The sequence below is a fragment of the Haloprofundus sp. MHR1 genome (assembly GCF_005155585.1).
GTDB classification, from domain to species: domain Archaea; phylum Halobacteriota; class Halobacteria; order Halobacteriales; family Haloferacaceae; genus Haloprofundus; species Haloprofundus halophilus.
The window spans coordinates 2,443,884-2,456,706 of record NZ_CP039833.1; the positions used below are offsets into that span (position 1 = coordinate 2,443,884).

Genomic DNA, 12,823 nt, shown 5'->3' on the forward strand with positions numbered 1-12,823 from the left:
AGGTCCACCGTTTTCGACGACGATAACTGAGCCAGACGAAGACAGCGAGCGGTCCAACAGCGAACGCCTGATCGTCTCGATACCGAATTTCAAATGTGGCGACGAAATCGTCACGTGGAACGAAGTCGACGGGAGTGGGAAACCACGTCCAACACGTCCACGCCTGAGACATTCACGAGCGGTTGTCGAGCGCTCGTACGGCGAATAGACGGTTGCGTGGTGTGCGATGACCGTTCTTATCTTTTCTCGCCGACGAAGCGGCCGCAGACATCACCGCTACCGGCCGAAATTGGCGGTAGTCCAACTCATGTGGTGATCCCCCAGCAGAATGACGCTACGCGAGTCTGGCCACGTCAATCGAACTGCCGTCACGTCGTCACCTCAGTCGAGTTCGACTGTGATTTTACTCTCGCTGACCTGCAGATAGGTGACGTAGTTCTCGTCACCTTCATAGACGATTCGGCCATTGGAGGCGCTTTCGCTGATGGTGTTTGAGTTCTTGTCGTAGACGGTCAGCTCGAACGACGGCGAAAGCAGCGAGAAGTAGTGGGTGATGAGCGTTGAGAGCGGGAGTGTGTCGACATCATCGTCGTTATCTGAGTACGTCTTTCCAGAATCCTCGTCGTGCTCGTCGAACGTCACAGACTCCTGAAGCGTTCCCGGATCAAAGTGCATCACTTGGCTCTTCTCGAGCTTTCCGTACTCCAAACTCGAATCACTGGCGAGGAAGTCCGCGTCCAGCAGCACCTCGTTTTCGTCGTCGCCGTCAAGGTCTTTGCAGTGGGTGGTGAACGCGTCCTCGTCATACCAGCCGTGATATGTGTTACCACCGTCGTCGGAGTAGTAGACGCTCACAGAGACGTCAGTTTCGCACTTATTTCCGTCTCCCTTTCTGAGGTGAACCTCGAACTGCTGACGTCTCTCCTCGACAGCGATCGACCACTGCAGGTTATTGAAGTTCGCGCTGTCGCTGTCGTCCGGACGAAGTCTGATACTGAAGTCATCCAGCTCGTGTTCGGCCATTCCACGGATGTTTATCGACCCACGCTCGGCGGGCATCCGGAAGTTACCGTTTGTCCCGAGTGTGACTAGTGTGACTGTCGCCACCTCTCTCTCGTGGTCTTCCGTAACGGTGCCCTCGGTTCGGCTTCTGAAGAACGCTGCCCAGGCGCGGTAATAGTCACTTTTGACCTCAACGACGACACGACCGTTCTCAACCGGGTTCAAGTACTGCGTTTCGCCCTCGTCGTACTCCGTCGATGGGTTGGGGTATACCGGTATACCGCGGGATTTAGCGCTAACACGCATTCTTGACGACCCGGCCGATGCGGACGAACCGGTCGTCCGAATAACAGGTAATGTCAGCGTGCCGTCGCGATAGTGAAACTCCGGCGGCGACACCATCGTCGCCTCGCCGTTGCTGTGTTTCGACCAAACTCCGCCGCCCTGATAGGCGACAGTACCGCCGTCTGTGTGGTAAACGACCGCGCCTAGCGACTCATTGTACAGCTCCTGATCTTCCGAGGTTTCGGGGCCGGTGTGGTTCTCGTGGACGATACGGAGATAACCACTCGATTCATCGACGGTGTACCGTCCCTTGGAGCGGCCTAACGAGACAGTCTTGACGTCGGAATCGCCAAGTGCGACCGTCGCGACTCTGGAGTCGAAAAGCGTCATCACCTGTTCGGCTCGGTTGAACTCCGACTGGCCCTGCGTGTCTTCGATAGCGGCACCACCAAGAGCAACGACGGCTGCTGTTCCGGCGATGACTAACCCGAATAAGAGGACGAACCCGATAAGTTCTGACTGGCCACGTTCCATCCCTGTTGTTTCACGCGCGAAGCGCCCTCCTCGCGCGGGCCCGGATTCCTGCATTGAAGTCTAATTGTCCCCAACCTATAAAAATTCATGGATGTTCACAGAGTATCGATTTTCAACGGCGACGCTAGTGTGGTGTTCACCGATTATGGGTTCAAACACACGGTCTCGCTTCATTGACGCTGATGGACGGTATAGTAGGGTTAGGTAGATCAGACCTAAGGCCCTTGGAGATTGGGCCCACTATGTCTTCGGTAAATATCCTGTTGTAGGATGGGGACGTCCACGACTTCAGCGTGAGAGACTATCATCGACGAGAATTAGGAGTCATAGCCGGAAAAGACGCTATAAAACTTGCAGAGGCACTCTAAGCCCCAGACAGGACTGATATAGCATTCATAATCGATTGATTCTCCCGCAAGAGACGCTGGATGCGAGTCTAAATGCCGATTTTGAGGGTGCGTAATCGCCACTTGCCATTTCCGATGAGGCTTCCAAAATAGAAGTGTCAAGGCCCACAACGCGTGTTTTTGCGTCTGGAAACGTCTAGCGGACTCCGGCGAAATCGCGCATACAGAGATTCATAATCGGTTGCTGTCTATCGGTTTCCTTCGCGTCAGACTGGCGATTATTGGGCTCCGTGGTTCCAAATCGACTCACCATAACACCAAACCATTCGCAAGCCTGCAGCGGCTATAGTCTGTTTCGCCCAATCAAACGGAATCTGTGACCTCTCAAGGTCAAATCTGTAGTCATAATCTCTCCCTCAATCGTATTTCCAACCGTTCTTGCGGGGAGACAACCCAATTATGAACAGACAATGGACCCTGTGTAGTCTCCTAGCGACTCTCTTAGCGTTGGAGTCGACGTATTCTTGATTATGAAATCACAAGGCTGAAACCTCTTCCTTCAGAACGGAGTGAATGTCCAGAAATTTTCAACTGACGATAGTATTAATTTGTGGTGGTCATGCATCAATTGAGGTGTTCTCGAAGGAGACCGACACGACGATGATGTTCACGCTCAATCTACGACAGCAGCGTACGCGCCCCTGTGGGAGTGTGCTCTTTTGAGTCAGAAATCGGGGTGAGCACCCCTCCGGCGGCGGCGAGCAGTTGTTTCGTCGTTCGTCGCACGGGGAAAGAGAGGAGAGCGAGGGTGAAAAGCGAGGCGGTGGGTGCGCGAACGCATCCAGTGACGCCGAACGTCTTCTGGGAACCGAGCGGCGAACGCACCGCCGTCCTCCCCGAAACCCGACCGGGGACGCCGGCGGTCACCCCGAGAATCCGCGCCCCGCGTCGGGTCGTTCCCCCCTCGGAACGGACGAAAGTATCGAAACGGCGCACACTAACACTAAACGATACAACACGTACCGAGAAGCTTTACCGCGTTCCGCTCGGTTACCCTCTTAGAATGGATACCTCCTCATCGGCCGACGGGGAACTCCGCAGTCGGGTCCGACAGCAGGAGGTCGTCGCCGAACTCGGCCAACAGGCCCTCGAAGCGGACGACCTCGACGCGCTGATGCGCGACGCGACGGCCGCCGTCGCCGAGACGCTGGACTGCGAGTACTGCAAGGTTCTCGAGTTGCTGCCGGACGGAGAGACGCTCTTTCTCCGACAGGGCGTCGGCTGGCGGGGCGACCTCGTCGGAGCGGCGACGATACCGGCCGACCGCGCCTCGCAGGCGGGGTACACCCTCGCCACGGAGGGCCCCGTCGTCGTCGACGACTTACGGAGCGAAGAGCGGTTCTCCGGTCCCGGCTTGCTCACCGACCACGACATCGTCAGCGGCATCAGCGTCGTCGTCGGGTCGGTCGAACGACCGTGGGGGATACTGGGCGTGCACGCGACCCAGCGCCTGGAACTCACCGAACACGACGCCAGCTTCGTCCAGAGCGTCGCGAACATCCTCGCGTCGGCCATCGAGAACGAGCGAACGCAGCACGAGCTCGACGAGATCTACGGTCGCATCTCCGACGCCTTCTTCGCACTCGACGAGGAGTGGCGGTTCACCTATCTCAACGAGCGCGCCCACGAGTTGGTCAACCCCGAGGGACGGACGCTGGTCGGAGAACGCATCTGGACGGCGTTTCCCGAAGCGGAGAGCAGGGCGTTCAAATCGAAGTACGAGCGGGCGATGTACGAACAGGAGACGGTCTCCTTCGAGGAGTACTACCCCGACCCGCTCGACACGTGGTTCGAGGTACGGGCGTACCCCTCGGAGACGGGGCTCTCCGTCTACTTCCGCGACGTCACCGACCGAAAGGAGCGCGAGCGCGCCCTCGAACAGAGCGAGCAACGCTACCGCACGCTCGCGGAGTCGTTCCCGAACGGCATCGTCACCCTGTTCGACGACGACCTCCGCTACACCCTCGCGGTGGGGCGAGCCTTCGACTACCTCCCGGTCTCTCCGAGCGACGTCGAACACCAAACGCCGAGCGAAACGTGGGGCGACGACGTGGGCGACGCGCTCGAACCGGCGATGCGGGAGGCCCTCGACGGAGGGGAGGCGTCGGTCGAGGTCTCGTACGTCGGCCGCGAGTGGAGCATCCACGTGGTGCCGATAGCCGACGAGGAGGGCGAGATATTCGCCGGGATGACGATGGCGCAGGACATCACCGAGCAGAAGGCGCAGGAGCGGGAGTTGCGCGAGGCGAAAACCCAACTGGAGGCGGCGACCGACGCGGGCGCGGTCGGCACGTGGGAGTGGGACATCCGACGGGACGAGATGGTCGTCGGCCGGTCGTTCGCCAAGACGTTCGGGATCGACCCTGAAGCGGCCCGCGAGGGCGTACCGCTCGACCGGTACGTCTCCGCCATCCACGAGGACGACCGCGACCGGGTCACCGCCGAGATCGAGGAGGCAGTCGAGTCGTGCGGGGAGTACGAGTCCGAGTACCGCGTCCGGAACGTCGACGGCGAGTTCCGGTGGGTGGTCGCGCGAGGACACGTCGAGTGCGACGACGGCACCCCCGTCACGTTCCCCGGCGCGCTCACCGACATCACGGAGCGAAAACGCGCCGAACTGGAGCTACAGCGGAACAAGAACCAACTGGAGTCGCTGTTCGAGGTGCTCCCCATCGGCGTCGTCGTCGCGGAGGCCGACGGCCGACTGGTCGAAGCTAACGACACGGCGAAGGAGATCGGGGGCGGCGACGTGTTCGACGCCGAATCCATCGCGGAGTACGCGCGGTTTCCGGCGGTGTGGGCGGAGTCGGGCGAGGCGGTCGACCCCGGCGAGTGGACGATGTCGCGGGTGCTCGACGGCGAGGAGGTGACCGACCCGGACGTCTACGAGATCGAGGCCGCCGACGGCGAGCGTCGCATCGTCAGCGCGCAGGGGATGCCGGTTCGGGGCGCCGACGGCGAGGTGACTCGCGGCGTCGTCACGGTGACCGACATCACCGAGCGTCGGGAGAATCAGCGACGGGTCGAAGAGAGCGAACGCCGGTACCGGACGCTCGTCGAACACTTCCCCGACGGAGCGGTGGGTCTGTTCGACGACGACCTGAAGTACACGGCCGCGGGCGGACAGCTCATGGACGAGATCGGCATCAGCGCGGAGGACCGGGTCGGCAACAGGGTCTCCGAGATATACCCCGACGAGCTGGTCGAGCAGGTCGAACCGTACTTTCACGCGGCGCTCGACGGCGAGGCGAACTCCTTCGAGGTCGAGTTCCACGACCGCCACCTGCTGGCCCACACGCTCCCGGTGAGAGACGCCGACGAAGCGGTCTTCGCGGGTATGCTCGTCGTCCAGGACGTGACCGAACGGCGGGAGTACGAGCGGATGCTCGAAACCTCCAACGAGCGACTGGAGCAGTTCGCCTACGTCGCCTCCCACGACCTCCAGGAACCGCTGCGGATGGTCTCCAGCTACCTCCAACTCGTCGAGCGACGCTACGGGGACGAACTCGACGAGGACGGCCGGGAGTTCCTCGAGTTCGCCGTCGACGGCGCCGACCGGATGCGCGAGATGCTCGACGGTCTGCTGAAGTACTCGCGGATAAACTCCCGGCAGAACCCCTTCGAGACGGTCGATCTCGACGACGTCCTCGCGGACGTCCGCGACGACCTCGCGATCAAAATCGAGGATAGCGACGCCGAAATAGAGGCGGAGACGCTCCCGCACGTCTACGGCGACGAGGGGCAGTTGCGTCAGGTGTTCCAGAATCTGCTGGACAACACGATTAAATACAGCGGGGACAAACCGCCGCGAGTGAACGTCGCTGCCGAACGGAACGGCACGAAGTGGACGATATCGGTGAGCGACGAGGGTATCGGCATCGACCCCGACGACGCCGACCGCATCTTCGGCGTGTTCCAGCGTCTCCACGGGCAGAGCGAACGAGACGGGACGGGTATCGGCCTCGCGCTCTGTGAACGGATAATCGAGCGCCACGACGGCGACATCTGGGTCGAGTCGGAACCCGGCGAGGGGGCGACGTTTTCGTTCACCCTGCCGGCGGCGGGTGGTCGCGGTGAGTGACCGTATCGGCACCGGACGACCGGCGGAGATTCTGCTCGTCGAGGACAACCCGGGCGACGTCCGTCTCACCGAGGAGGCGTTCAAGCAGGGGCAGATAGAGAACACCCTCCACGTCGTCACCGACGGAGTCGAGGCGCTGGACTTCCTCTTCAAACGCGGCGAGCACGCCGACGCACCGTGTCCGGACATCGTCCTCCTCGACCTCAACCTCCCGCGGAAGGACGGCGACGAGGTGCTCGAAGAGATCCGAAGCGACGACGACCTCGCGAAAATTCCAGTCATAGTACTGACGAGTTCGGACGCGGAGTCCGACGTCGTGAAATCGTACGAACTGCACGCGAACGCGTACCTGACGAAACCGGTCGACCCGGCCGAGTTCGTCGAGACGATACAGTCGTTCAACTCGTTTTGGCTCTCGATCGTCCGGCTTCCGTCGTGCGACGAACGCTAATGTCCGGAGACGAACTCGAAGTTCTCCTGATCGAAGACAACCCCGGCGACGTGAGACTCATCGAGGAGTTCCTCCGAGAGCCGGTCGGAGCCACGGCGCAGGAGGGCTCGAACGGGGCGCGTAGCGCGCCGTCGCTTCGACACGCGGACTCCCTCACGGCGGGACTCGAACTCCTGGACGACCGCGACGTCGACGTCGTGTTGTTGGATCTCGGTCTGCCGGAGAGCCAAGGGCTCGAGACGCTCGAAACGGTGCTCGAACGCGCGGCGCACACGCCCATCGTCGTTCTGACGGGACTGAAGGACGAGTCGGTCGGCCTGCAGGCGGTCGAACAGGGCGCACAGGAGTATCTCGTCAAGGACGAACTCACGAGCGTACTCCTGCAGCGGTCGATCCGGTACGCGATAGAGCGACAGAACCGCGAGCGACGGCTGGCCCACCAGCACGAACAGCTCGCGGCGCTCAACAACCTCAACGCCGTCGTCCGCGACATCAACGAGGCGCTGGTCCGGGAGTCGAGACACGACGACATCGAGCAGTTGGTCTGCGACCGACTCGTCGCCTCCGACTCGTACCTGTTCGCCTGGGTCGGCGCGCTCGACCACAACAGCAAGGAGATCACTGTCCGAGCCAAAGCCGGCGTCGGGAGCTACCTCGACGACGTCACCATCACCGCCGACGACAGCGAGACGGCCACCGGGCCGACCGGGAGAGCGATTCGGACGCAAGAGATGCAGGTCGCCCAGGACATCAAAACGAACCCCGACTACGAGCACTGGCGCGAGCGCGCCCTCGAGTACGGCTTCGAGTCGTCGGCGGCGATTCCGATCGCCCACGACGGACTCATGTACGGCGTGTTGAACGTGTACGCCGAGCGACCGCACGCCTTCGAGGGGCAGGAGTACGAAGTCATCCGTCAGCTCGGCGAAATCGTGGGCCACGCTACCGCCGCGCTCGACCGGAAGGTGGCTCTGATGAGCGACGACGTCACCGAGGTCCGGTTCCAGGTCGAGAAGATGCTCCAGCAGCAGGGCGTCTCCGAGATTCCGGACGGGTCAATCACCATCGACCGCGTGATACCCATCGGCGGCGACTCGTACCTCGCGTACGGGGTGGTCGATGAAGCGGTGGTCGACTCCTTCCGGAACCTCGTCGAGCAGATCTCCCACTTCGAGAGCCTCAAGATAATCAACGAGGGTATCGGCTCCGTACAGTTCGAACTCAACCTCGAGAGGCCGCCGATCATCTCGACGCTGGCCGCACAGGGCAGCTACGTCAAGGAGGCGACCATCGAGAGCGGCGACCTCAACCTCGTGGTCCACCTTCCGCCGAGCGCGGAGGTACGGCGGGTGAGCGAGGCGGTACGGGAGGCGTACCCCGACGCGGAGGTGGTCGCCCAACGGCAGACGACCCGGCGCGACCGGTCCGCACAGCAGGTTCAGACGGCGGTGTCGGAGGATCTGACGGAACGCCAGCGCGCGGTGCTCGAGACGGCGTACCTCGCCGGGTTCTTCAACTGGCCGCGAGACAGCTCCGGGGAGGAGGTCGCCGAATCGCTCGGCGTCTCGGCGCCGACGTTCCACCAGCACGTCCGAATCGGTCTCTCCAAACTGCTGGGCGCGCTGTTCTCCGACGCCCCGGAAGACGAGCGGGATCGGTGACCGCAGGACCGGGCGCTACCGGTTTCGAACGTCCGTCTGAAAACTGATGGACTCGGCGGGATTTGAACCCGCGGCCTTTCCCCTGCCAAGGGAACGATCTACCACTGATCTACGAGCCCTCGTCTGCACTCTCACGTATCCCTGACCGACTAATAAGGGCTTCGACTCGTTGAAGCGCTTGGGTCACGTCCGCACGCCGTCGGGCGAACGCCCCGACTTCGAGACGACGCGAGCGACGAGTCGAAACGGTTTAACGTCGGACGGAGAAAGAGCCTGTGGGAACAGCACGGCCGCAACTCTGACTCGCCCGGGTTCTCTCTCCGGGCTTGGGATTGCGGAAGTGCACCGACAGCCGTCGGTCACGCTTTCTGCGGTCAGTGCCGTTCCAATTTCGAACTATGGCACGAATGCACACCCGTCGCCGCGGCTCGTCCGGTTCGGACCGCCCGGTGACAGACGAATCCCCCGAGTGGAGTGACGTCGACGCAGACGACGTCGAACAGCGCGTCGTCGAACTCGCAGAGCAGGGCCACGACCCCAGCGTCATCGGCCTGAAACTGCGCGACGAAGGCGTCAAAGGCACCCCGGTCCCGAACGTCAAGCTCGCGACCGGCAAGAAGCTCACCGAGATTCTCGAGGAGAACGACGCGAAAGACGAACTCCCCGAGGACCTCAAGAACCTGATGCAGCGCGCGATTCGACTCCGCGAGCACGTCCAGGAGAACCAGCAGGACCACCAGAACCGTCGCGCCCTGCAGAACACCGAGTCGAAGATTCGCCGCCTCGTCAACTACTACCGAGGCGACGCGCTCGACCCGTCGTTCCGCTACAGCTACGACGTCGCCGTCGAACTCCTCGAATAAGCGATGTCGACCGCGCGCTCCGCCGACGCCGAGACTGCCCCCGCCGCTGTCGCCGCGGCGCTCGCCGACGCCCCCTTCGTCCGGGTCGTCGCGCGCGCCGACGGCGACTCGCTGGCCGCGAGTGGCATCCTCGCGCGTGCGCTGCGCAGCGCCGATATCCCGTTCCACGTCCAACTCCGCCCGAATCCGGCAACCGCCGTCGCCGCCGACACTGACGACGTCGTCGTCTCCGTCGGCGCGACGTCGGCACCGCTCGCCGTCCCCGGCGACGACGCACCGGCGACGCTCGCCGCGTACCACGCTGCGAGCGAACTCGGCGACACGTCGAACGCGACGCTCGCACTCGCGGGTATCGCCGCGTTCGGCGACTCGCTCGAAGCCGACGACTACGACGCGCTCCGCTCGGCCGCCGAAGCCGCCGGGGCGACGCACCGTCCCGGCGTCGGCGTTCCGGTCGGTGACCTCGCGGACGGCCTCGCCCACTCGACGCTGCTCTACGCGCCGTACTCCGGCGACGTGGAGTCGGCGCGGGCGCTGCTGGCCGAAGCGAGTCTGCCGGCCGATCTCGACGCGGACGCGCACCGCCGCGTCGCCTCCCTCGCCGCGCTCGACGCGACGGGGGCGGCCGACGCGACGCCGCGCGCGGTCGAGTCGCTCGACCGCGTTCTGCGACCGTACGAGACGCCGGACGGTCCGTTCGCGACGGTCGAGGGCTACGCCGACGTGCTCTGCGCCGTCGCCCGGGAGCGCCCCGGAACCGGCGTCGCACTCGCACTCGGTCACGCCACCGACGCGACGCGACAGGCCGCGCTCGACGCGTGGCGCACCCACGCGCTCGAAGCTCACACCGTCCTGCGCGAGGCCGACACCGCCCGGTTCGCCGACTGTTTCGTCGTGCGGACCGACCTCGGGTCGGACTCGCTCGGCGTGCTGGCGACGGTCGCACGGTTGGCCCGCGACTTCCGGTCGCCGGAACCGGTCGTGCTCGCCGTCGGCGACGGCGCCGCCGCCGCCGCGAGCGTCGACTCCCGACGGTTGGGAGAGACGATGGCGACCGCGGCCGCCGAACTCGGCGGCGCAGGCTACGGACGAGGAGACGAGGGCGAAGCGCGCTTCGACACCGAGGAGACGGACGACACGGACGCGACCACCACATCGGACGCATCGACGACAGACCAACACCCGTTCACCGCGGCGTTCCGGGAGGCGCTTCGCGCGTGAGTCCGAACACGAGTTCGGCCGCGCGGACCGCCCGCGTCGAGACGACGCACGAGGAGGCGGCGCTCGTCGCCGCCGCGCTCGCCCCCGACGACACCGACGAGATGACGACGACGGTGAGTGACGATCGCATCGTCACCGTCATCGAGCGGGAGACGACCGGCGGCCTGCAGGCCACGGTCGACGACTACGTGGTGAACCTGACGGTCGCAGAGACCGTCATCGACGCAGTTAGAGACACAACATGAGCGAACGTTCAGTATCCAAGCAGAAACGAGGCAAGCGATGGTACTCCGTGCTCGCGCCCGAGCAGTTCGACCGGGCCGAACTCGGCAAGACCGTCGCTGAGGAACCGGAGATGGTGTACGGACGCACCATCGAGACCACGCTCGGCGAACTCACCGACGACGCCGGCGCGAACAACACGAAACTCACGTTCAAGATCAACGACGTGGGTTCGGACTCGGCGTACACCGAGTTCATCCAGCACGAACTGACGCGCGACTACCTGCGCAGTCTGGTTCGCCGCGGCGCCTCGAAAGTCGAGGTCAACATCACGGTGCTGACGACCGACGACTACCGCGTCCAGGTCCAGCCCGTGGCGTTCACGACGAAGAAGGCCGACCGCAGCCAGGAGCAGGCGATTCGCCGGGTCATGATCGACCTCGTCCGCGAGGCCGCCGAGGACCGAAGCTTCGAACAGCTCATCGACAGCGTCGTCGAGGGGCGACTCTCCTCGGCCATCTACGGCGAGGCGAAGACCATCTACCCGCTCCGCCGGGTCGAGGTCCAGAAGCTCTCGCTGGAGGCGCGTCCCGAGGAGGTCGAAGCCGAAGAGGAGGCCGCCGTCGACGTCGACGAGTCCGACGTGGCCGAAGAAGTCGCCGAAGAAGCCGAGTAAGTCGGCTTCGCCGCCGCGGACACGAATTTTTCCGAACCGAGTCGCGGAGCCGTCGCTCGACTACGAGCCGTCGCCCGACTGCGACTCGTTGCCCGACTCCGAGCCCTCCTCGACGACGACCGTGCCGACCATCCCGCCGGTCTCGTGGGGGATGCAGACGTACTCGTACCGGCCGGGCACCTCGAAGGTGTGCGCGAACGTGTCGCCGTTGTTGAGCGCGCCTTCGAGGTCGCGCCAGCCGTCGCGGGCGGCCTGTTCGTTCTCGAAGCCGCCGGTGGCGAAGTATTCGGCCTCCTCGGGGATGGAGTTCTCGTAGGCGGTGACCGTGTGGTCCCGGGTGCTCGTGTTCTGCCAGACGACCTCCTCACCGACGGAGATAGTGACTTCCGGCGGGTCGAACGCCGTCGCCGTCATCCCGACGTCGTAGTCGTCCCCCTGTCCGCTCACGCCGTTACAGCCCGCGAGCGCCGTGAGTCCGGTCGCCCCAGCCGCGGCGAGAAACGCGCGTCGATTCATACGTTGCCCTCGGTACCGGCCGGATAAAGGCGGCGTGGTCTGCGCGTCGAAATCGGCGGTCGACTTCGGACGGAACGTCGACGACTTCGGACGGCACGCCGACCGACTCCGGATGTAAAGACGTATACCGCACCTCTGCAACCCCGAAAATATGCACTCCCGGTTCGTCGTCGGTCGGTTGGGCATCGCCGACGTTGTCACCGTCGGCAACGCCGGACTGGGGTTTCTCGCCGTCGCCGCCGCCAACGTCTACCCGGGTCTCGCGGCGAGACTCATCCTCTTAGCCGCCATCGCCGACGGACTCGACGGCGTCCTCGCCCGGCGCTACGGCGGCACCGACGCCGGGCCGTACCTCGACTCGTTGGCGGACGTGGCGTCGTTCGGCGTCGCTCCGGCGATGGTCGTCGTGGCCGCGGTCCGCGCCGCCTGGGGGTTCGACTCGCTTCGCGTCGCCGTCTCCCTCGCCGTCGCGGCGCTGTTCGTCGTGCTGGCGGTCACGCGCCTCGGGATGTACACCGCCTACGATGCCGACTCCGACCAGACCCGCGGCGTCCCGACGACGCTCGCGGCGACGATTCTCGCCGCGGGCGTCCTCGTCGGTTTCACCGACCCGTTCCCGCTCGTCGGACTGACCGCGCTGCTCGCCGTGTTGATGGTGACGACGGTTCCGTACCCCGACTTGCACACCCAGGACGCGCTCGTGATGGGCGTCGTGCAGGCGCTGGCGATTCTGTTCCCCCACCGGGTCGGCGGTGGATTCGCCTTCGGACTCCTCTTTTTGGCGCTGGCGTACCTGTTCCTCGCGCCGCGTTTCTACTGGGGTCGGTGAGCCGAACGTCGTCCGAGCTGACCGTCGTCGTCCGAGCTGACCGTCGTCCGAGCTGACCGTCGTCCGAGCCGAAAA

At 64.1% G+C, this 12,823-nt stretch carries 10 protein-coding genes and 1 tRNA gene; 8 read left to right on the forward strand and 3 right to left on the reverse strand.

Going from position 1 to position 12,823, the window contains the following annotated elements; genetic code table 11:
- Positions 1–381: 381 nt before the first annotated feature.
- Positions 382–1,875, reverse strand: a complete 1,494-nt coding sequence (locus FCF25_RS12365) for a hypothetical protein (RefSeq protein ID WP_137048911.1) — start codon at positions 1,873–1,875, stop codon at positions 382–384.
- A 1,356-nt stretch (positions 1,876–3,231) separates the two neighbouring features.
- Here FCF25_RS12365 and FCF25_RS12370 point away from each other — a divergent pair.
- Genes FCF25_RS12370 through FCF25_RS12380 form a run of 3 tightly spaced genes read left to right on the forward strand, consistent with a single transcriptional unit; the run spans position 3,232 to position 8,421 of the window.
- On the forward strand, positions 3,232–6,309 hold the full coding sequence (locus FCF25_RS12370; protein ID WP_137048912.1) for a PAS domain-containing protein: 3,078 nt from the start codon (positions 3,232–3,234) through the stop codon (positions 6,307–6,309).
- Positions 6,302–6,760, forward strand: a complete 459-nt coding sequence (locus FCF25_RS12375) for a response regulator (RefSeq protein ID WP_137048913.1) — start codon at positions 6,302–6,304, stop codon at positions 6,758–6,760. The genes FCF25_RS12370 and FCF25_RS12375 overlap by 8 nt, the downstream gene beginning before the upstream one ends.
- Complete coding sequence (locus FCF25_RS12380; RefSeq protein WP_137048914.1) at positions 6,760–8,421, forward strand: bacterio-opsin activator domain-containing protein; 1,662 nt, start codon at positions 6,760–6,762, stop codon at positions 8,419–8,421. Before FCF25_RS12375 ends, FCF25_RS12380 begins: the two co-directional genes overlap by 1 nt.
- A gap of 47 nt (positions 8,422–8,468) precedes the next feature.
- On the opposite strand, the gene FCF25_RS12385 is transcribed toward FCF25_RS12380, so the two are convergent.
- Positions 8,469–8,540 (reverse strand) — tRNA-Ala (locus FCF25_RS12385).
- 279 nt (positions 8,541–8,819) lie between these two features.
- Between FCF25_RS12385 and FCF25_RS12390 the strand changes: the two genes are divergently transcribed.
- The 4 genes from FCF25_RS12390 to FCF25_RS12405 are packed head-to-tail and all read left to right on the forward strand — an operon-like array spanning position 8,820 to position 11,403.
- The gene (locus FCF25_RS12390; protein ID WP_117591712.1) at positions 8,820–9,284 is read left to right on the forward strand and encodes a 30S ribosomal protein S15; all 465 of its coding nucleotides are present in this window, start codon (positions 8,820–8,822) and stop codon (positions 9,282–9,284) included.
- A 3-nt stretch (positions 9,285–9,287) separates the two neighbouring features.
- Positions 9,288–10,505, forward strand: a complete 1,218-nt coding sequence (locus tag FCF25_RS12395) for an exonuclease RecJ (protein WP_174786379.1) — start codon at positions 9,288–9,290, stop codon at positions 10,503–10,505.
- Complete coding sequence (locus FCF25_RS12400; protein ID WP_137048915.1) at positions 10,502–10,750, forward strand: KEOPS complex subunit Pcc1; 249 nt, start codon at positions 10,502–10,504, stop codon at positions 10,748–10,750. The genes FCF25_RS12395 and FCF25_RS12400 overlap by 4 nt, the downstream gene beginning before the upstream one ends.
- A complete protein-coding gene (locus FCF25_RS12405; protein ID WP_117591708.1) occupies positions 10,747–11,403 on the forward strand; it encodes a 30S ribosomal protein S3ae in 657 nt (218 codons plus the stop codon). Before FCF25_RS12400 ends, FCF25_RS12405 begins: the two co-directional genes overlap by 4 nt.
- 60 nt (positions 11,404–11,463) lie before the next feature.
- Here the strand turns inward: FCF25_RS12405 and FCF25_RS12410 are convergent, their stop codons facing one another.
- The gene (locus FCF25_RS12410; protein WP_117591707.1) at positions 11,464–11,919 is read right to left on the reverse strand and encodes a plastocyanin/azurin family copper-binding protein; all 456 of its coding nucleotides are present in this window, start codon (positions 11,917–11,919) and stop codon (positions 11,464–11,466) included.
- A 151-nt stretch (positions 11,920–12,070) separates the two neighbouring features.
- Here FCF25_RS12410 and FCF25_RS12415 point away from each other — a divergent pair, with 151 nt between their 5' ends.
- Complete coding sequence (locus FCF25_RS12415; RefSeq protein WP_137048916.1) at positions 12,071–12,748, forward strand: protein sorting system archaetidylserine synthase; 678 nt, start codon at positions 12,071–12,073, stop codon at positions 12,746–12,748.
- Positions 12,749–12,823 lie beyond the last annotated feature (75 nt).

Bases quoted from the DNA above. Each gene is read 5' to 3' on its own strand.
- FCF25_RS12370 (WP_137048912.1), top strand. From the start codon at position 3,232: ATGGATACCTCCTCATCGGCCGACGGGGAACTCCGCAGTCGGGTCCGA.
- FCF25_RS12415 (WP_137048916.1), top strand. From the start codon at position 12,071: ATGCACTCCCGGTTCGTCGTCGGTCGGTTGGGCATCGCCGACGTTGTC.
- FCF25_RS12365 (WP_137048911.1), bottom strand. From the start codon at position 1,875: ATGCAGGAATCCGGGCCCGCGCGAGGAGGGCGCTTCGCGCGTGAAACA.
- FCF25_RS12380 (WP_137048914.1), top strand. From the start codon at position 6,760: ATGTCCGGAGACGAACTCGAAGTTCTCCTGATCGAAGACAACCCCGGC.
- FCF25_RS12395 (WP_174786379.1), top strand. From the start codon at position 9,288: ATGTCGACCGCGCGCTCCGCCGACGCCGAGACTGCCCCCGCCGCTGTC.
- FCF25_RS12410 (WP_117591707.1), bottom strand. From the start codon at position 11,919: ATGAATCGACGCGCGTTTCTCGCCGCGGCTGGGGCGACCGGACTCACG.
- FCF25_RS12390 (WP_117591712.1), top strand. From the start codon at position 8,820: ATGGCACGAATGCACACCCGTCGCCGCGGCTCGTCCGGTTCGGACCGC.
- FCF25_RS12405 (WP_117591708.1), top strand. From the start codon at position 10,747: ATGAGCGAACGTTCAGTATCCAAGCAGAAACGAGGCAAGCGATGGTAC.